At 54.7% G+C, this 18,595-nt stretch carries 18 protein-coding genes; 5 read left to right on the plus strand and 13 right to left on the minus strand.

Going from position 1 to position 18,595, the window contains the following annotated elements; translation table 11 throughout:
• Positions 1-7: 7 nt before the first annotated feature.
• The 7 genes from comJ (HJG54_RS34200) to HJG54_RS34225 form a co-directional block, all read right to left on the minus strand.
• A complete protein-coding gene (comJ, locus tag HJG54_RS34200; protein ID WP_316436413.1) occupies positions 8-412 on the minus strand; it encodes a competence protein ComJ in 405 nt (134 codons plus the stop codon).
• Positions 343-531, minus strand: coding sequence for a competence protein ComJ (comJ, locus tag HJG54_RS35695; RefSeq protein WP_420717423.1), 189 nt, complete (start codon positions 529-531; stop codon positions 343-345). The genes comJ (HJG54_RS34200) and comJ (HJG54_RS35695) overlap by 70 nt, the downstream gene beginning before the upstream one ends.
• A gap of 72 nt (positions 532-603) precedes the next feature.
• Positions 604-924 (minus strand): NucA/NucB deoxyribonuclease domain-containing protein, encoded by a 321-nt coding sequence (locus HJG54_RS34205; RefSeq protein WP_316436414.1) that lies wholly within the window; start codon positions 922-924, stop codon positions 604-606.
• Between the two features lie 347 nt (positions 925-1,271).
• Positions 1,272-2,012 carry a hypothetical protein gene (locus tag HJG54_RS34210; protein WP_316436415.1) on the minus strand — a complete coding sequence of 247 codons (741 nt, stop codon included), beginning with the start codon at positions 2,010-2,012 and terminating at the stop codon, positions 1,272-1,274.
• A gap of 145 nt (positions 2,013-2,157) precedes the next feature.
• Positions 2,158-7,821: a S8 family serine peptidase gene (locus tag HJG54_RS34215; RefSeq protein WP_316436416.1), complete on the minus strand. Its 5,664-nt coding sequence runs from the start codon at positions 7,819-7,821 to the stop codon at positions 2,158-2,160.
• Positions 7,822-8,304: 483 nt separating this feature from the next.
• Positions 8,305-8,931 (minus strand): chromophore lyase CpcT/CpeT, encoded by a 627-nt coding sequence (locus HJG54_RS34220; RefSeq protein WP_316436417.1) that lies wholly within the window; start codon positions 8,929-8,931, stop codon positions 8,305-8,307.
• Positions 8,932-8,991: 60 nt separating this feature from the next.
• Positions 8,992-9,522, minus strand: a complete 531-nt coding sequence (locus tag HJG54_RS34225; protein ID WP_316436419.1) for a phycobiliprotein lyase — start codon at positions 9,520-9,522, stop codon at positions 8,992-8,994.
• Between the two features lie 435 nt (positions 9,523-9,957).
• On the opposite strand from HJG54_RS34225, the gene HJG54_RS34230 reads away from it, so the two are divergent.
• Complete coding sequence (locus HJG54_RS34230) at positions 9,958-10,104, plus strand: hypothetical protein (RefSeq protein ID WP_316436421.1); 147 nt, start codon at positions 9,958-9,960, stop codon at positions 10,102-10,104.
• Between the two features lie 12 nt (positions 10,105-10,116).
• Here HJG54_RS34230 and HJG54_RS34235 read toward each other — a convergent pair whose 3' ends face one another.
• On the minus strand, positions 10,117-10,905 hold the full coding sequence (locus HJG54_RS34235) for a pentapeptide repeat-containing protein (RefSeq protein WP_316436423.1): 789 nt from the start codon (positions 10,903-10,905) through the stop codon (positions 10,117-10,119).
• On the opposite strand from HJG54_RS34235, the gene HJG54_RS34240 reads away from it, so the two are divergent.
• The gene (locus tag HJG54_RS34240) at positions 10,899-11,687 is read left to right on the plus strand and encodes a phycobiliprotein lyase (RefSeq protein WP_316436424.1); all 789 of its coding nucleotides are present in this window, start codon (positions 10,899-10,901) and stop codon (positions 11,685-11,687) included. The genes HJG54_RS34235 and HJG54_RS34240 overlap by 7 nt on opposite strands.
• An 86-nt stretch (positions 11,688-11,773) precedes the next feature.
• Positions 11,774-12,673, plus strand: a complete 900-nt coding sequence (locus tag HJG54_RS34245) for a HEAT repeat domain-containing protein (RefSeq protein WP_316436425.1) — start codon at positions 11,774-11,776, stop codon at positions 12,671-12,673.
• A 17-nt stretch (positions 12,674-12,690) separates the two neighbouring features.
• On the opposite strand, the gene HJG54_RS34250 is transcribed toward HJG54_RS34245, so the two are convergent.
• The 5 genes from HJG54_RS34250 to HJG54_RS34270 form a co-directional block, all read right to left on the minus strand.
• Positions 12,691-13,308 carry a HEAT repeat domain-containing protein gene (locus HJG54_RS34250; RefSeq protein WP_316436427.1) on the minus strand — a complete coding sequence of 206 codons (618 nt, stop codon included), beginning with the start codon at positions 13,306-13,308 and terminating at the stop codon, positions 12,691-12,693.
• Positions 13,309-13,383: 75 nt separating this feature from the next.
• Entirely contained in the window at positions 13,384-14,682 is a 1,299-nt protein-coding gene (locus HJG54_RS34255) for a HEAT repeat domain-containing protein (RefSeq protein ID WP_316436429.1), read from the minus strand.
• 290 nt (positions 14,683-14,972) lie between these two features.
• The gene (gene cpeA, locus HJG54_RS34260; protein ID WP_036009800.1) at positions 14,973-15,467 is read right to left on the minus strand and encodes a C-phycoerythrin subunit alpha; all 495 of its coding nucleotides are present in this window, start codon (positions 15,465-15,467) and stop codon (positions 14,973-14,975) included.
• Positions 15,468-15,531: 64 nt separating this feature from the next.
• Entirely contained in the window at positions 15,532-16,086 is a 555-nt protein-coding gene (gene cpeB / locus HJG54_RS34265) for a C-phycoerythrin subunit beta (protein ID WP_036011943.1), read from the minus strand.
• 339 nt (positions 16,087-16,425) lie between these two features.
• The gene (locus HJG54_RS34270; protein WP_316436434.1) at positions 16,426-16,875 is read right to left on the minus strand and encodes a hypothetical protein; all 450 of its coding nucleotides are present in this window, start codon (positions 16,873-16,875) and stop codon (positions 16,426-16,428) included.
• Positions 16,876-17,057: 182 nt separating this feature from the next.
• On the opposite strand from HJG54_RS34270, the gene HJG54_RS34275 reads away from it, so the two are divergent.
• Positions 17,058-17,789, plus strand: a complete 732-nt coding sequence (locus tag HJG54_RS34275; RefSeq protein ID WP_316436436.1) for a 15,16-dihydrobiliverdin:ferredoxin oxidoreductase — start codon at positions 17,058-17,060, stop codon at positions 17,787-17,789.
• Positions 17,790-17,847: 58 nt separating this feature from the next.
• Complete coding sequence (locus tag HJG54_RS34280) at positions 17,848-18,591, plus strand: phycoerythrobilin:ferredoxin oxidoreductase (protein WP_316436437.1); 744 nt, start codon at positions 17,848-17,850, stop codon at positions 18,589-18,591.
• The last annotated feature ends 4 nt before the right edge of the window (positions 18,592-18,595 follow it).

Here is an 18,595-nt window from a genome sequence, read left to right on the forward strand (position 1 = left end):
AGCCTCCTCAAGCGGGTTCTGCTGCCATCAGCAGTGGGTAGGTGGGTGACAACCGCTCATCGGCTCGTAAGATTTCAGGTTGGACCGATTCCTGAGGAATGAACGTCAAACGGCACCAACTTGGCAGTAAGGCGGCTTTTCTGCCTTGATAGGCTGGATCCTGCCTGTATTCTGCTCTCACGCCAGCTTCAAACACGAGAGCATAGTTCCCTTCAGGAATTGAGACTAGGCTGCTACCTGGTCGATCAATCACACTTTGAACGGCAACAGTGCCAGAGGAACCAACCGAAAAAGGCACTACGATGGCGCGAATTGTATCCTCTTGAATACTGGCGTGATCAGCTAGCCACACCTCAATCTTGACTCGGTACTTTGAGTAAGTGTTCCAAAGGATACACTCCCTGGTCGCCAAGTAAAGCCTTGAGCGGCATGTTGGGGCAGCCAGTCATTGTAAGGATACTCAAGGCTGGGATCAAAAACGGCAACTTGATTGTATAAAGCCCTTAATTGGAATGATGCAAGCAGTTTCATTGTTCAATTCAAAAAGCACATGAACATCTGAGTAGCGTTTAGGCATGATAGCGGTGATCTTCTGAGACCCTTCTAGCTATTGCCAAATAGCTCTTCATAATTTGTGATGATCTCAACTTTATCCCCATCACTATAGGGTTCAAGCAGTCGCCCTATCACTGCACCTGCTCCTCGATTCTGGGACTCATTGATTGGTCTCACATGCGCCCTACCATAATTCTCGACAAACATAGCGGGTGGATATTCATCCAAATCTTGTCCCGGCCGTGGATCAGGATTAGCAGGATTGTCGTAGTATCTGGTTTGAGATTCATTGCGTCGCTGGTCAAGACGTTGTTTGTTGCGGTCAATTGTTAGTATTCTCGGATATCCATAGCTCCATGCATCTACCACATGGTCTGCAACGATCCTTCTGGATGGCCGATCGGTTTCCTGTCTTTGATCCCCAGTTGTCCAGCTTTAGGTAATTCACGTCTCAACTGCCATCCCAAGTTCATCAAGGGAATCATGGGGTGATCGTTCCATTCATGCAATCGCTGGATCGCCTGCTGAGGATTGGCACAAATGATCGTTTCAGGCGTCTGTTGACCGAAAGCCCGGTAAGCTCGATGGATGGCGGCTTCAATCCGTTCAGGATTCGTGGGGCCAGTAGCATACTTGAGCGCAAACCATTGCTTGCGGTAAGTTGGAAGTAACGCGGCTTGCTGAGGGAGAAGAGACGCTATACCCTACATTCTCGCTCAGTCGGTTTGAATCCAGCGAGTTCGACAATTCTCACAATAGGACCCATCAAACGATCGATCCTCAGACGTCAGCTTAGCACCACAGTACGGGCAGTAAGCGAGCTGAAGCGCGGCAGGATGATGCTCTTCCCGCAGCGGAGTATCCACGATCGCCCAGTAGTCCTCTGCGGCGGCGGCGACTGGATCGGCGTCACGGTGGAATTGAACGGCCTGTCCCAACAACGTCTGACACGCAAGCAACCCTTGATTGACTAGCATCTCTGTCAGTCGCGCGAGCCTAGGTGCTAGCGGTTTTACTCCCTGCGATTCGGGGTCCGGGTGCTGCGCAAGCTGCTGCAACTCGTTTCTAGCGACCTGAAGCGTTGTGGCGAGTTGTTGTAAGTTTTTGTGCAACCGATCAAGGCAAGCCGAAGCGTCTCTAACATCCCAATCGATTTCAACCTGGCTGAGGCGTTCACTTTCTGCTAAGAGTGCCTGCTCGTTGAACAGTTGAGCGATGAGCCTAAGCAATTCAGCGTAATGGAACGAGACCACATGTTCAAGGCCAGCACTGATACTGCTCAGCTGATAGCGCAGCGATAGGAAGTCCTCTGGCGTACAGAACCGCCTCCTAGCCAGTTCCTCGACTTCCTGACCAAGATTCATCAACTCGGAACGCAGTGCCTTAATCTGAAAACGCAGGTCATTGAAGGCTTTGGTGTTTGGTAAACCGGGTAGTATCGAAGAACATTGGCTCATAGGGTTTGTTGAGATGCTTGTAGCCAAGTCATTGGGTTGGAATAGGGTGCAGGGGCAGAACCTCTAACTGAGGATACAAATCCCCGCACCTCTGCTTGTCTAATATTCTCAGCAAGCTGGCAGCAGCTATGCTTTCCATTCTAAATTATCGCGGTGGCGGAAGGAAAGGAGGAGTAGGTTCTCCCCTGCGTTTAGCTACTTCAGCTAGTGCTCTCTCTATTTCTTCAATTTGTTCATCTGTAAATTTCTTACGTAATTCCCGCAACACTTGTTTTCGAGTAGCACCTTTGATTGCAGTTTGAATATTTTTGAGAAATGCCTTGATTTCTCTCCACCAATGATTTTCAGGATCTTCACTTGGATCTGGAGGTTCTCCTGAAGGAATGCCACCAACGGACGAAACTCGTAAATAACGAGCTAAGTGCTGAGCAAGTTTGGTTGTTTCTCCAAACAGTTTTCCTGTATTGATGGGGAAGAAGTTTTGCTGAACAACATCTTCTACCAGCCCACGGAATCCTTCAAGTGCTTGACTAGCCGAACCGCTAATTTGACTGATAAGCTGAATTATTCTATCGCCAATATCAGCGACCGTATCTGTCGTAGTGTCAACGATGATTTTGAAGGCTTCCTCAGCTTCATTGTTGTTAGTGCCAATTAAAGAAATGGTTATCCCTACAGCAGAGACAACAATCAGCACATCTAAAACAACGATGGGTATTGCTATTGCGGCAGCATGTAAGGATTCATCTTGCAAAGAAGGAAGAGAATAAACTTTCTCACTATCTTTGCTAGTTAGATCGGCAATGAAATTTTGCAGGTGGGTAGCAGCAATCTTAATATCTGTTTCATTCTCAGCCTCCCAAATCTTAAGGAGGAAATTACTTGGATCAGCAACTACCACGTCTGTGGAGTGTAAGGTTAGATACAACGCTCCGAGATCAACATTACTTTTTATGAAAGCCGCATCATTCAACTTTCCATTGAGAGCACTAAATTGGTTGAGGGCCATTAGGAGCTTTTGTTCATACTCCATCATTTGAATAGAATTGCCTGCGCCTTTCAAAAACTTTCCAAGCTCTATGGCTCCCTTCTGCAATCCAGCTCCATCTTGAGAAGTCCATAGTGTATCCAGGAAGAAGTTGAGCGGTGGTTCGCTCGCGGTTGCCATTGGATTGAGTGCCGCATACGCTCTTGCCAGTTCCACCAATGCCTTAACCCATGCCGGGTCATCGAGCGACTCCGCGAGTTCCGGTTGGCTGCGAGCGGCTGCAATCAGTTTGGCTGGAAACAACAGCGCTGGCAGCGAGGACTGCTGAGTTCCCGCTTTGACAAACCACTTGAAGTCAATCCCAAACAGCTTGGCATCCCAACTCGACTGGACTGCCAACGCTTCGGAGAACAATCCTCCCACCCATGGGTCCAGCAATCCATGACACTGCCACTGTTGAGCAACCTGTCCGAGCGCCAGCAGATCTGGGATTTGGGCCTGAAGCTGGGCGGCTAGTTCGGAATCGAGCAAGCTGCTCGCGTGATCCAGAATCGCCGCCAACTTCTCCGGATACGAGTGGTGGCTGAGGTCGGTGCCATCCGATTCCCCCGTTTGTTCTAAAAGCTGAAGCAGCTCAGCCGCGAGTTCGTCACTGTACTTCAACTCCTGTGCACCCACCGCATCGGGCGTCGCTGTAATCAGTCCGACCCCAGACTGGGTCTGGCGGCCTTGTCGCGTGTAGCTGAGTTGCTCACTCCAGCGATCGGCCTCAACATCCGAGAGCCAGCCGAGTTTGGTCCAGGACCACATGACGCTTTCAGGGTCGAGATCGGTGCCGAACTGGGACTGAGCGCGGCTAATCTGCAACGACCAGGAATCGGCATCGACAGCATCGGTTTTGCGATAGGCATAGCTCAAACTAGCGGTGGTTTTGCGAAACTGTTCCGTTCCATCGCTAACGTGGTTGTGTTCCGATTCAGTCGTTGAGTGAAAGCGCTGGTGTTTCTGAAGGGTTCCCCGCCCATCGAGGGTTTCACGCTCTGCCCGCTCTCGGGTTTTAGTTTGAATCTCGGTCGAATCAAACTGCATTCCGTTGACTTGCGTCACCTGGCTGCGCGTACGACTTTCTTGCCGATATTCGCTGCTGCCGCTGCCGGTTTGCTCTCCGATATAGGTGGTTTGCGTTTGCCCAGCAGTAGAGCGCAGGCCCCAAAATGCTTCTGTTTCCTTAATTTGCTCCGCATCACTGAGTTTGCTCAAGATAGTCTCAGATTCCTCGATCGCCTCGCTGGTACCGATGGTGATTTCCGTGTCGGTGTTGATTGTGGTTTGCACGTGGGTCCGCAGCTGATTCGCCAGCTTTGTGGTTTGATTCGTGGTCCACCGGCCAAACTCCTCAATCACCCGCTCTTCGGTTTCTTGCTGTTGCGCCTGATCCTGGCGACGAGTTTCTGTGCGGCTGGAATCCCGGTAGTGGCTTTGCTCGGTGGTGTAATCGCTGGATGATTCCCGCTGCATGCGCTCGGTGCGATTGACGAGTTCCTGGCCGTCGCGATTGCGATAGTACTGATGAGACGTGTACCCTTGAGTCCGTTGGCTATGACGGCTGAGGCCAGTCAGGGTATCGCGGCTGTAGGAAATTTCTGCTTCGGTGCCCTTTTCCCAACTGCCATCCTCATAATGTCGTTCTCCAGCCGATTTGTACCATTCAAATTGGGATTGGGATTCGCCTTTGGAAAAATGAGAACGGCGGTAAGTGTCCGTACCATCAACTGTTTGTGTCGAGGTGAAGGAGTCATGGAAGCGCCGTGCCTGTTGGCGATAGAAATCAGGACTCCAGCTTCCGTTTCCCTGATTTTGAATCAACTCCCGGTCGGTGTCAGTCGGGGTGGTTTTGGTGCGGTTCGAGGAGAAGAAGAAGCGCACGGATCCGGCGACTGGAGTGCCGGTTGTGGTGCGAATCTCTGTGACTGTGTTGGTTTCAGTCCCGCCGTCTGGACTGCCGCCGGATCCATCCTGTCCAGTTGGGCTACTAGGGCTACCAGGATTACCACTCGAACCGCTACCAGCGTTGCCTCCCGCACCCCCGCCAGAACTCCCACCACCACTAGGGCCATCGACTGGAGCGGGGACATTGCTGGGAGGAATGACGACGGGTACCCCAGTGCCCACGGTGTACCAGGTACTCTGTCCATTGGGTTGGATACTCAAATAACCATTCGTGTAATAATGCGTTGTCGTTCCATTGCTCACCACTGTTTTGTCAAAGGCTCCTGCGGTTTCAGGAACGTTGCCTTGGCCGGGTTGGGGGGCATTGGGCAAATTGGGTGTGGATGTAGAAGCCGGTGGCGTTATATCTTGCCATTGAGCGGTCGCAGGATCATACCAAGCGGCTTTGCGCTCATCGTACCAGATGGAGACTTCGTGACGATGCCCTTGGTCATCCTTGAAATAGAAAGACAACCGTTTCGAGATGAAATCGAACGAGACGCCATCCCAAGTGCCAATATTCGTCGGCAAATTCACTTGTTCGGGGTGTGAAGTTGGATCATCGGTATAGACAATCCGAAACCTTGGGTTATCTGACAAATCATCGGGTGTATCATCCACAAAAATCACTTCAACCGGCTGGATCACCAAGCGTTCTTCATCGTAGTAGAAGCTTTCGACATGTAAAACCACCAGTTTGCCATCGGGCATGTAGTGGAAGTAGGTGCCGCGATGGCCGCGTTCTGAATACATCAATTGTCCCGCAGCATTGTAGGCATCTTGCCCAACTGGCTGACCGAAACGGTCGTAGAAGATATCGGCATACGAACCATTCTCATAAGTTACACGAGACCTAAAGCCGTTTTCACCATCGGTGGCCCGTTCACTCGCAGTTACATAGCCTGCGCCACTCCAAGTTAAGGGAGCGATCCGCGCCAGCGGAGTGTAAGGTTCTGGCTCGACGAGTTTGGCCAAGCTGACCGCCCCAATCATGTTTAATAATCCGGCCCCAGTTTCAGCATCCCAACCGAATTCACCGATATCGATTGCCGTTCGTTTGAGAATCTCGATGACTTGACGATAATTGAGGTCAGGATTCGCCGCCCAGACGTGAGAAATTGCTCCTGTCACCTGGGCTGCCGCAATCGAGCTACCGGCCATCGTACCCATGCTAACGCCAACCGTAGAAACAATGGGCTGTGATGCTGTTCCGCCCGGTGCGACAATATCCAGCCCAGCGCCATAGCTGGAATACAACGCACGTTTCATTTGATGGGCGCTCCCCACGGTGATGATGTTATCGAACTCTTGCGAGGCTTGTCCCAACGCCGACATCACCCCACCATCGTTGCCTGCTGCTGCCACGATGATCACACCATGCTGACGTGCATATTCGATTGCCACTCGTTCTTGCGGTGTTAACTCATAGCGTGTGGTGACCGACCCATCCGGGTTAATTTGCGTCAAATCAAAACTGAGATTGACCACGGCATTCGGTTGACCTGAGGCTTTGGCCGCTTCGACAAACTCGATGAGGGCTTCGGCCCACCGCCCCGATCCCACCGCTCGACTGATCCAAATCGGAGCCGCATCATTGATGCCATCGATGCCCAAGCCATTGTTTCGCGTTGCCGCAATCATGCCCAAGATAGGCGTGCCATGCTCATGGCCGTCACCCGGTTGCAGCAAAGGATTCCCATCGCCATCGAGATAATCTGGACCCAGCGTGATCCGGTGATAATTCAAATCCGGATGAGCCGCGGCAAAGCCGGTATCAATGATGCCAATCAAGGGCTGCTGCGGGTCAAGTCGGGTGTTGGCTGTTACATACTCAAGCAACTGTTGGCCCAGTGGCGTAGTGCGCCAATCCCGGCGGGGCGCAATCAATGCATCAATGGGCGTGGCTCGACCAATCGCACCTTGAATGTGAATGATGACATCGTTATAGTCACGGTCGCTGCGGCGATCGGTCCGCAGGTCTTCAAAGGCCAAGAAATGCCCCGCGCCAGTGACATTGCCAATCTGTCCAACCTGAACGGCGTGATTGGGATTGGCGGTTGCCAGCGAAAATAAGGGACGTTTCGCGCCGGATCGCTTCGGTCGCTCGAACACCTCTTGGACCGTGCCATGCGGGACGAGCATGAAGCCAAAGCGTGTTCCCGGCTGCATCCTCACGGTTTTCACGCCCTTATATATACCCGCATTCACGTCCTTGTCGTCGGGAAAGGCCCCGCTCAAGCGAGCCGCGTCGGTGGCATCTTGAATCACAACCGCGCCGAGGTGCGAATCGCTGAGGGCACGACGGGCCGCCTCCCGCATGAAGGCCCGCGAACCCGGTTGGAAGGTCTCTAATCCTTCGAGCGAGAATAGGGCTAGCTCGCCCTCATAGGCTCCGCCGTCATAGAGATAATCAAGGCTGACAAGTCCTGAGGGGCCGACGGTAAATACCCCACTGCTAACGGTCTCGCTCATCCAAGCGCTGGTTGTTGCGGTGAAGTCGCCCATTGCAGAATGGTCAGCTTGAACCAACGCGGTGTTATCAGGTGTGCCCGTTAAGGCATCGAACGATTGATGATGGCTAGCTCTCGCTGGATTAGCTTGAACTAGGCTGGGGTTGACTCGGTGAGTAGTTGTCCGTGGAACAACGGTGGAATGATCAGCGTGATAAGCGTAAATAGAGGGCGATTCAATCGCTGCTGTAACGATTGGCAGTGAAGTGGGCGGCTCACGGTTTGGCATCAGCGGATCGAGCGGTGAACCTGGAATCAACCCCTGACTGTCGAGGATCGCAGCTTGAAAGGAGGTAGAAGCACTCTGCAACTCGTTGCTCATCGTTCTATTTAGTCAAGAAAACGAAGTAATTGAGGTCAGCAGAAATCAGGCACTGCTGCGTTGAGTTAGCAACAATGGCTCGAAAAATTCTGTGGTTGTGAAAGACTGTTGCAAGTCGGGTCAATCACCCATTGGCCTCAGTTTAAACCCGTTCCAATGAGCGGCCTTGATCAGAACTACGGAATTTCAAGATGGATGTTTGATGAAGCCGTGGCTGGGTTTGTGAAGCTTCGTTAAAGCATGAAGCAACCAATCTAGAGAGTTAAGCTGACTGAACTGGCTCACGGAATTGAACCTGATTGGTTGACCGTTGAGCTGAGGCCGGAGCGAGGAAGCGCCAGTGCCAGTGCCGCAGTGCCGCATCACGAACGCATGGCGTCTGAGTTAGCGCAGGGTAGGTGTGAACCAGTTATTGCTGGTGCCACATGATGAGAGGTAAGCAGAAGCTGGCCGATGGCTGTACTGAAGCGCTCCCTGAGCCGATCACGGCAATTGCGGTAATTCCTCAGCGAACGAGGCTTGCTTGTCAAACACGAGTGGGCCAAACTCAGATCCCCACACCGGCTGATGCGTAGTGGGGTCAAAGCCGCGGTCTAAACTAATCCAGGTGGTTTCGGTGAGTTCGACCTGGCTGACCAGATAGGTGGGACAGCCCTGTTTGGTAATCAAACAGCGATTGCCGGGTTCAACCGCACCGTGGAACGCATCACCTTGCCGCCGAAACACCATCGAACAATGATCGCGGCGCGTGATCTGGTCGGGGCGAATCGAGTGCAGAATACTGAGTTCACGCGCCGCTCCAGCATAGCGCAGGGCATCGGTGAGGGCATAATTTTCGATATAAATCGCATCGCCCTGGTCGATCAAGCGATGCACACCCTGACGATAGGGCCGCCACCAATCATAGTCATACACCTGCTCGGAATAGAGGCCAATCCCACCAAAAAACTCGAACGGCAAGGGCCGGAAAAAGATATGAATATGAGCAAACTGCTGCGGCTGGGCTTGGGCCTGCTGGAAATTGCTAAAATGACTCGCCATCCACTGGGCCAAGGTCAGCAGATCGAACGACGGGGTGAAGGGGGATGAGGCAGCCGAAGAGAAGGACATGAGAATCAACGTGAATCGAACAATGAACGGAACAACGAACAAGACTCGCCAGCTTGCCGTCTAGGTCGAGGATGACTGACGAATCTCCGAGGAAAATGAGGCGGTGACCACCCCTGTGCCAGCACTGGTTTTGATCAGGGAGACGCGGCAGCGCACATTCGGATTGACGAACCAAATTTTTTCTTCGGCGGCAGCCCGGTCATAGGCTGTAGTGAGGACAAACGTGCCATCCTCACTCAGATAGTACTCGCCGATGGCCGCAATGGCTTCGGCGTACCCCTGGTCGCGCAATAGCTTGCCGTGATTTGTCTGGGTGGGGTCAGGAATCGGCACCAAGACACAACTGCCCTGCACCTCGTTTTCATCCCAATCGGATTGTCCCTGCCAACTCATGCGAAAGGGCGACACGGCCAGGGCCGGATCAATCGCATACTGCTGGCATAAGCCGATTACCGCTGGATCCTCGGGGGCCAGGGCAACAATCTCAATCTCCGACTGAATGGCTTCAAAATGGCCAAATGCCAAATGATGGGCACTGCGCTGCGACCGCCAGCGGCCAACTGAATTCGCGACAAACGCTGTAATATCCATCCCCTCATTCACACCTGAATTCGCAACTGTATACAACTACCTATACCCCTCAACCCGATGCACCGGCGCAAGGGGCCTGGGCGAGATTGACTGCCGGCCTCGAGGCGCGGCTGCCCCAACCAGTCCCAGCATCCAAATTGTAAATCCCGCTGGCCCCCCCTGCACCCAGCCCGCCTCAATTCAGGCGGCTAAAAGTACCCCCTGCGGGAGGGGGCAGACTGAATCGGCCTTTCTATAGTGAAGGTAGGCTTGATTCCTGGCTGTCGCGTCCTCTAAACAAAACGTAATAATCTTGACAGAATTTGCGGCCAAGAGGCGCAGAATAAAGGGAAGCCACGGACGGCATGGATTGAGTTGAAGGTCTAGGAGGACAGAATGGCGGAGATTCCGACGGGTGGGCAAATGCTGTGGAAGCGCGAGGGCGAGGAGCGTGTGTTGCACTTACGCCACAACGACTCGGAGCCGTGGCGGCCCTACGAAGACTTTCCGCAGTATGCGCTGCCGGATCCCGACGGGTTTTCCAAAGGGATTGCGACGTTTCTGGCGCTGTTGAAAAAGGATTGGATCGCGGTGCAATCCTAGTTACAGCGGGTGCTACTCGCTCAAACTGGCCCGGGTGGTTTTGAGCGTCAGCGGGTGAATCGCATCGAGTTGGGCGGGCGGATGATTCAGCAGGCGCTGGCGCATCGCGGCGCTCAGCCCTTGCACGAGCGTAAAATCGGCCCCGGCAATGCTCTCGAACTGCTCGAATTCGACCTCGCTGAAATCGGCCGCCCGCAGATCCACGCCCGCGAGGTTGGCGCCATTCAGCCGTGCCTGCCGCAAATAGGCTCCCGTCAGCGTTGCTCCGCGCAAATCGGCCTGCACGAGTCGGGCCCCCTGCAGATCGGCCCCGGTTAGGTCGGCCCCCCCGAGATACGCCCCCAATAGCTGGGCGCCGGCTAGATCGGTCTGGCGCAGATTGGCCGTATTGAGCGGCGCGCCATTCAGCTGAGCACCCGGGCCAATCGCTCCGGCTGAGCGGTAGGCAAAGCCGTCGGGGAATTGGGTCTGACGGTCGTAGTAAGCGCCCTGCAGGCGCGCCTCGCGTAAATCAGCGCCGCGCAGATCGCTCCCTCTGAGATCGACGCGATACAGGCAGGCTCCGGTCAGATTGGCGTTGTGCAGGACGGCGCCGCGCAAGTCAGCGCCGCGCAGATCGGCCCCGTGCAGATCGGCCCGCCTGAGGTTGGTGTGGCGCAAATCGGCGCGAATCAAAATCGCCTGCGCCAGCTGAGCGGCCTCTAGATCCAGGCCCTTCAGATCAATCTGGTACAAATCGGCGTGGTCTAGCCTTACGTTGGCGTGGACGGCCTGTCGCACGGCGTCTGGAGAAGTTGGCATCGGGCAGGGTCTCCTGGACAATCACAGCATCCCGCTTCAGAGGTATTGTACCGTTTTGGGTTCCCTCGCTGGAGCCGCTGGAGCCGCTGGAGCCGATTGATCCGAAGGACGCTAGAACGGTATGCTCGGACAGGCGGAATGCAGCAGCCCAGTGCGAAGTGAGGGAAATGGCAATGGCGGTGGCTCCGATGACGATGATGGACTTTTTTCACAAAAGTGAAGGCGTCTGGTTCACCCAGCGCAGCGTGCATCATTTTGATGCCGTCCCCGATGAATCGGGCCAATCGCGGTTGCAGGTGCAGGTCATTGCGGTTGATGACCCCCAGATTGCCCAAATCTGTAAGCTGCAAGGAATTGATCCGGCGTTGGCCAAGGGCGGCGCTCGCTTTCTCTGGCAGGCGCATGACGCGAGCGCGACGGTCAATCCTGAGCAGGCGGCGGTGTTGGTGGATGTGCCGGATGATGCTACCGGGCAAGCGGGCAAACTGTTGCGCAATCAAGGCTATGTCGAAAAGATTCCGGTCGTCAGCCGCTATTGGTTTGGCCAGGATGGGATTTTGACGATTGAGACCGAGTATGAGCATCATCAAGGTCAGGAACGCTGCTGGTTTATTACCGACGATTTTCGGGTGCGGGTCAGCACGGTGCGGATGATCAACGGCATCTATTTGATGACCTATTGTTCGGAACAACGCTATGTTTCAGATGCTGACTTAGCGGCGATGATTGAGCACAATCGGGCCAGGGCGGCCAACTCCAGCCCAGACCGCCCAGAATCATGAAACAATAGAAACGGGGCGGTGAGTCCTGCCCCAAGGCTAGCTAGTGATAGAGTTGAATTCGATTGAATGCGATAGATGCACGATAGATGAGTGACTTGCACCAGTTGGAATCGTCTGCGTTGGATCCGGCGGCCAATGATGCCTTGATCGAGGCCGTGAATCACCAAATTACCTTGGGCACGCTGGACCCGAGTGAGCCGTTGCTGCGGCGATTGGTTGAGGGGTTGGGCGATCCGCGCGGCCTGATGCGCTTACGGTTTGCCGAAACCCTCGGCGAGATTGGCGAAGTGGCTACACCGGTGCTGGTGGCGGCCTTAGCAGACCATCCGAATGTGGTGGTGCGGCGTGCGGCGGCCAAAACCCTGACCTTGATTGCCGATCCGACCGCGGTGCCGGCGTTGCTGCAGGCGTTTTTGCACGATGAGGATATGGTAGTACGCAGTTCTTCGGCTGGGGCGCTGGCCCGCACCGGAGAAGCGGCGGTTCCTGCGCTGTTGACCATTTTGGCCTCGCCGGATCAGCCGGAAGATATTAAGGGGCATGCGGCCTGGGCCTTAGCCTTTATTGGCTCAGAAGCGTCAGACCATCTCTATCGCGCCCTCGATGATGCTTCGCTGGATGTGCGCTGTGCCGTGATTGGGGCGCTGGGGCATGTGGCGCAGGAACAGCCCGATGCCCAGGCGGGTCAACTGCTGGTGGCGGCCCTCCGCGATCCGGAACCGCTGATTCGCACCGAAGCCGCGGCCGCCCTGGGGCAGGTCCATGATCCGGCCGCGGTGCCGCCGTTGCTCGAGGCGATTCACGATCCAGCGTTAGATGTACGCAAAGCGGCAATCAATGCGCTGGGAAAAATGGGTGATCCCGCTGCCTTGGCACCGCTGCAAGCCCTGCTGAATGCGGAGTCTGCAGCCGAACCCGAGGTGGTGCGGGTGCTGGCGAAACTGGCGGTGGCTCAGATCGAGCGACAGGCCGATGCAGATTGGTAATTGCATCGGTGCATGAGCTAGCGTTCGCCGCGCTGAAAGCGATTGGTCATCTCCAGCCGAGACAGGGCGCTAGTTGCCGTTTCGCGCACATAGGAGTCGGTGGTTTGATTTTGAATTAAGTCTTGCAGCACTGCGACGCCGCGACTATCGCCAATCGACGCTAGGGCATTGACAATCGACACGCCCAAGGCTGGATTATCGCTGGTGCGCAGCGCCTGAATCAACACCTCTACAACTTCGGGGGTGCCAATTTCGCCTAGGGCCATCACCGCGGCGATATGCACGACCGGATTGGGATCACTGAGGGCGGTTTGCAATCCGGCGATGCCTGTTTCAGGAAATGGCTGTTCTGGATAGTTGAGGGCGACTTGGGCCAAGGCTTTGGCAGCACTGCCCCGCACGGTGACATTCTCGCTGTGGAGCAGCGCCTCGACGAGGGGGGGCACGGCATCCATGCCAATCGCGCCTAGGGCTTTGACGGCCGCTCGTCGATAGTTCGTATCGGCGTCATCGAGGATGGCCATCAACCGAGGAATCGTGGTCTCGTCTCGCTGTTCGACTAACTGCCACATCGCCTCGTCGCGCAGATGGGGATTGGGATGTTTGAGCTGTTGAAATAATGCTTCGGTAGACATAGAAGTGGAGATATAAGTGGTCAGATCAGTAGAGAGATTAGGGCATCAGTAGGCGACAAATAACACGGCTAAAGGTCAGTTTGCTGGGGCGGTGGGTTGAGTCGATCTGAGCCTGGTCTGAGCTTTGGCTTGAATGATCCAATCATCCTGGTCGTTCACGTGGGCATAGCCGCTGGGATCGCCCAACTGGTCCAGCGCCATCAGTACGGCATATTTGAGGTCCCAGATCGGGGTATCGAGGCAGCGGTGGAGTTCGCCAATCGCCTGCGGATCGCCCAGTTCGGCGAGCGCAATCGCGGCGGCGGCCCGAGATTTCTGGAATTGGGGTTGCGGGTTGTGCAAGGCGGTGATCAGCAGCTCATAGGCCGGGGCATGCCGCAGCCAGCCAAACAGCTTGATTACATGGAAATGCGCGCCATAGTCGCTGTGGGCTTCGTCCGCATAGGTGGCCAACAAAGCGGCGGGAGCCTCATCGGCATACTGCTCCAGGATGGTCTGTGTGGCCAGGTAGCACCGCCCAAAGTCGGTTTCGTATAACTCGCGGATCAGAAACGCGAGGCTGGGCGGCTGATCATAGGCATGCACCAACTGCAAATCCTGGGGATGATCGCGCAGCACTTGTTCGAGGTGGGGCTGAATCTGGGTAAACGAAAGCGTCCCGGTGGTCAAGCCGGCCTCAGCCAATAGGCGAATGCCGCGTAAGCGAAATACAAGCGAAACGGGGCAGCGAGCAATTGCCGGAATCGCATCGTAATAGCGGGCGTCAATCAAATCCTGAATCGATAAGCGCCGCGCTAAAACATTGGCATGTTGCAACAGCGCCACCACCTGCGGCATCCTCTGATAGTCGCCCGTGAGCCGGCAAACGGCGGTGATGGCTGCACTGGCGATCAGCGGGTCGGCATCGGTGACAAAGCGCTGAATCTGAGCCAGAGCGGGCGTGTAATTCAGCTTGGCCAGGGTGTGAATAATCACGCGATAGGTTTGCCCAGGTTGGTCGAGCAATTGGGCCAGGTCGGCTAAGAGGCGTGGATCCTGGGTGCCAATTTCGCCAATCGCCCAAGCGGCATTTTCGACTAGATAACAATCATCGTCGTGCAAACAGGCATGAATCAGCGGCAGGGCTGCCGTCGCGTGGAGCCGTCCCAGCGTTTCTACGGCTTTGCGTCGCACGATCCGATTTTGCAGGGCTGGATCGGTTTGCTGCACGGCCCGCATCAAAGCGGCGATGGCACGCTCGCTGGGGAAATGCACTAAATGCGAGGCGGCAATGTAGCGCGAATCCGCTTCCCCAACTTGATCGTGAGGCGTATCTAAAACGACAATCGCCTGCTCTTCGCTGAGATCAAATAGTTGAAAAAAGCGTTTATCCATAATTGATAAAAAACCTGGCTGATTCAGCAATGAATTCACCGATCGCTCGATGAATGGCTCGATGAATGACCTGAATAATGACCTGAATTAATGACCTGAATAATGCACTGAATCTAGAATAACAATTGGCTAATTCAGGCTGTAGATAGAGCGGCAGCCCCCTCCAGACAACAATAAACCTGGAGATTCTGAGCCACAGCTGCACCGTCAAGCGGCAAAGCCAAGTGCTCAGACCCTCCAGGTCGTTTGGGTCAACTACCCTGTAATCCGCTCAGATCGCACTGCGGTCACTAGGACAGCGAGTTGATGGCGTAGTCAAGCAGGGCGTTGTACTCGGTCAGGGCTTGAGCCGACATATCGCGCGGAGCACAGCCACGGTTGCGAGCGAAGCTGAGGGCTTCGACATAGGGTGCGGTGGGCAGACCGAGAGCACGATACACTTCCTTCTGGCCAGCAATGCCCCACTCATCGAGCGGACCGGTACCGCCAACCACCAAGCAGTATTGAATCAGGCGCATGTAGTGCTTGATGTCACGCAGACACTTGGCTTTGAAGGTGTCGGTAGAGTTTGCTTCACCCGCATTGTTCAGGTAGGGATATTTCTTGATGCACGCATCATAAGCTTCCCGAGCTACGTTATCGAGGTTGTTGGCCAGCTTCTCTGCGGCTTCTAGGCGAGCAGCGGCCCGTTGGATCGAACCCTGAACCGATTCGAGATCCGAGGTGCTCGGAAACCGTCCGGCTGCATCAGCCGCTGCAATCACGGTAGTAACAACAGATTTCATGTCTTGAATCTCCCAATAGTTTCGAGTATGGATTGTGGTTTGAGGAATCGAAATCCAAAGCGACCTAGCTGAGGGCCGAAATCACGCGATCAAAGTAGCTCGATGCTTCGGCCACCAGGCTGGCGCAGCGATCCTCAACGACGGGAGTTCCCATCTTGCGCAGTTTGGCACCGGCAAATTGCTCGCTGGGGTTGTCTTGAATATGAGCGGCCGCTTGCGCTTTCATGATTTGCACCGCCCGCACGGTGGAGGTGGTGGGCACGCCAAGCGCTGCATAGGTTTCTTTCAACCCGTTGAGGCAGCGATCGTCAAGCACCGAGGCATCACCAGCCAACAGCGCATAGGTGACATAGCGCAAAATGATTTCGGCATCGCGCAGGCAAGCGGCCATCCGACGGTTGGGATAGCAGTTGCCGCCCGCTTGGATCAAGCCTTGGTTCTCACAGATCATGCCTGCTACCGCGTCCGAGACCATGCAGCTCGCGTTCGACGCAATCGCATTCACTGCATCCAGACGACGGTTTCCTTCGGCCACAAACTTTCTTAATGCACTGATATCTGATACAACAGACGTGCTGGCATCGGCTGCGACAACAGCTCTAGAAAAAGCGTCAAGCATTTCGCTCTCCTTAAAATAGTAGTCTGTAAAAACTGCCTGTTGCTGGAACAAGACACTAATGACCATAAAAGACGACCTGAACCGCCGTCTCAGTTATGAAAAACAAAGTAACAATCCTTAATAATTAAATCGGTCTAGGGACCGATCTGCGTCGGTGCGGGTAACGCGAGTGGGTGTTTCCGGTGACACGGTGAGTCAGCCGGTTATTGCATTCGGTTGCAGCATAAAAATTCCCGGCTGTCTCCATTGGGAGAGCCGGTCGTCAACTAATGATTTAACCATTCTGACTTCTAGCTTCTAGCTTCTGGCGTTTGGCGTCTAGCTCCTGCCTCCTGCCTCCTAAAGCACCAACAGCACCGCAGTGCGCAGGTCATGAATCGCTTGCTCAAGCTGCTCGATGGTGAGACTTTGGTCGTCGGTGGCCCTTTGTTTCACTTGATCGCTGACGATTTTGCCAATCCCGGCGGTGCCGGCTCCGGAGGCAAAGGTGATCACGCCAGCGAGCGTCGTGACGGGAAACAGCATCAGGGCAGCTCCAGTCAGCATCACGACTAAGCCGGCTCCACCGGAGGCGAGTGTGACAATATCACTCCCTAACCGGGCGCTATTGCGAGTTTGTTCTAGCTCCTGCTGTTTGCGCTCTAGAGCGGCAATGACGAGTTTGGCTTCCTCGAGGCTCATCGCTAAACCCAGCCAATCGACGGGTGTGGTGTCGGGGTGCTGCCCGACTTCAATTCGATGCTGATCAATCAACTGGGAAGCAAACGCGATCACGGCTGGTAATGACATGGCGACCCAACTCCAACACTAGGGGTTGGCGTCTATCCTAACCTGGCATTGTTAAGGAATATTACTTTGTAGTTCAGAAAAGAGACTGGGGTTGGGAGAATCCCCTATGCTGCAAAAGATGTGGTCCGCTCCAAGGAGTGTGCCATCGGCAGTGTTTCTGACGGCGTCCGTGGACATCCCCTATGTACCAGCCCTTTCGTGACTATCTCGAACAGTCCTTATCGCAAAACTTTGAGCTACAGGCGCGCCCAATTCCAGCCGGCCTTGCAACTCGGGTGAGTGAACGGGGTCGCCATCCGGCCACGATTCGCAGTTGGTGTTATCAATGTCCGCAGTTGCGCAAGATTCGCTACACCTACATTGATGCGGGGGAAAGTGCGCAGATTTTTAATAGCGTGATTTATCCCAATCATCAGTATGATCTGCCGCTATTGGGGATTGATTTTCTCTCGTTTGGTAAGGTGAAAAACCTGATTGTGATGGATTTTCAGCCGTTATTTCAAGATCAGGCCTATCAAGCCCGCTATATTCAGCCGCTGCAAACGTTGCACGACCGCTATCCGGATCTGGCTCAGAATTTGGAAATGAAATTCTATGATGCCAATCAGTATTTTTCTAAATATCTTTTGTTTGCCAAAACCGATGCCGAAACGGTGGCCACTCGCGTGTTTGCCGCGTTTCAAGACTATCTCAACCTCTATTGGCAGTTATTAGATCAAGCGGAACCCCTGAGCGACCCGGATGCCATCGCGCGGATTGGGCAGGCGCAAAAAGATTACGACCAATACAGCGCGGACCGCGACCCGGCCTCAGGCTTGTTTAGCAGCTACTTTGGCCACGAGTGGGCCGAACGGTTTCTCTACGAGTTTTTGTTTGAAGATGCGGTGCCGTTGGCGGTGGCGGCAAGCCGCTAAGCGGCATCCAGTTCCATGAATATCAATATTCAGCTTTGCTTGTGACCGGAGGTTTGCCATGACGCTGTATCAACCGTTTCTCGATTGGGCCGTGGCGCGGTTGCACGAGCGGCTGGACTTACAGCCTTATCCGATTCCAGCCGGGTTTGAGGCGAAGCAGGCGATGGTGGGTAAAGGCAAGCATGCCTCGCTGGTGCAAACCACAAGTACGGCGTTTCAATCGGACAAGCTGCGGCAGATTCGGGCGGCGCATGTGCAGGGTGGCGCGGCGTTGCAGGTGCTGAATTTTGTGATCTTTCCGCGGCTGAATTATGACTTGCCGTTTTTTGGGGCGGATTTGGTGACGCTGCCGGGCGGCCATTTGATTGCGCTGGATATGCAGCCGTTGTTTCGGGACGATCCTGAGTATCAAGCGAAATACACGGCCCCGATCTGGCCGATCTTTGAGCGCTATCGCCAGCAGCTCGAGTGGGGCGGCGAGTTTCCTGAAGATGCCCAAGCCTTTTTTTCGCCCGCCTTTTTGTGGACGCGGCCCAAGGAGACGAATGTGGTGGAAACGCAGGTGTTGGCTGCCTTTCAGGACTATCTCAATGCCTATTTAGACTTGGTGGAGCAGGCCGAACCCGTCAGCGATGTGGTGCAGTTGCAGGCGATTGAGGCGGCGCAGTTGCGCTATATCCGCTATCGGGCCGAGAAGGACCCGGCTCGCGGTATGTTCACGCGCTTTTATGGCCCAGACTGGACCGAGGCGTATATTCACGGGTTTTTGTTTGATTTAGAGCGGCAGCAGGTGCAGCGGTGAGATC

The sequence above is a fragment of the Leptolyngbya sp. NK1-12 genome (assembly GCF_032598965.1).
GTDB lineage: Bacteria > Cyanobacteriota > Cyanobacteriia > Elainellales > Elainellaceae > Elainella.

What these genes read in the sequence shown, in the direction of transcription:
- comJ (WP_420717423.1), bottom strand. Translation starts at nt 531, where the DNA reads ATGAAACTGCTTGCATCATTCCAATTAAGGGCTTTATACAATCAAGTT.
- HJG54_RS34210 (WP_316436415.1), bottom strand. Translation starts at nt 2,012, where the DNA reads ATGAGCCAATGTTCTTCGATACTACCCGGTTTACCAAACACCAAAGCC.
- HJG54_RS34215 (WP_316436416.1), bottom strand. Translation starts at nt 7,821, where the DNA reads ATGAGCAACGAGTTGCAGAGTGCTTCTACCTCCTTTCAAGCTGCGATC.
- HJG54_RS34220 (WP_316436417.1), bottom strand. Translation starts at nt 8,931, where the DNA reads ATGTCCTTCTCTTCGGCTGCCTCATCCCCCTTCACCCCGTCGTTCGAT.
- HJG54_RS34225 (WP_316436419.1), bottom strand. Translation starts at nt 9,522, where the DNA reads ATGGATATTACAGCGTTTGTCGCGAATTCAGTTGGCCGCTGGCGGTCG.
- HJG54_RS34235 (WP_316436423.1), bottom strand. Translation starts at nt 10,905, where the DNA reads ATGCCAACTTCTCCAGACGCCGTGCGACAGGCCGTCCACGCCAACGTA.
- HJG54_RS34245 (WP_316436425.1), top strand. Translation starts at nt 11,774, where the DNA reads ATGAGTGACTTGCACCAGTTGGAATCGTCTGCGTTGGATCCGGCGGCC.
- HJG54_RS34250 (WP_316436427.1), bottom strand. Translation starts at nt 13,308, where the DNA reads ATGTCTACCGAAGCATTATTTCAACAGCTCAAACATCCCAATCCCCAT.
- HJG54_RS34255 (WP_316436429.1), bottom strand. Translation starts at nt 14,682, where the DNA reads ATGGATAAACGCTTTTTTCAACTATTTGATCTCAGCGAAGAGCAGGCG.
- cpeA (WP_036009800.1), bottom strand. Translation starts at nt 15,467, where the DNA reads ATGAAATCTGTTGTTACTACCGTGATTGCAGCGGCTGATGCAGCCGGA.
- cpeB (WP_036011943.1), bottom strand. Translation starts at nt 16,086, where the DNA reads ATGCTTGACGCTTTTTCTAGAGCTGTTGTCGCAGCCGATGCCAGCACG.
- HJG54_RS34270 (WP_316436434.1), bottom strand. Translation starts at nt 16,875, where the DNA reads ATGTCATTACCAGCCGTGATCGCGTTTGCTTCCCAGTTGATTGATCAG.
- HJG54_RS34275 (WP_316436436.1), top strand. Translation starts at nt 17,058, where the DNA reads ATGTACCAGCCCTTTCGTGACTATCTCGAACAGTCCTTATCGCAAAAC.
- HJG54_RS34280 (WP_316436437.1), top strand. Translation starts at nt 17,848, where the DNA reads ATGACGCTGTATCAACCGTTTCTCGATTGGGCCGTGGCGCGGTTGCAC.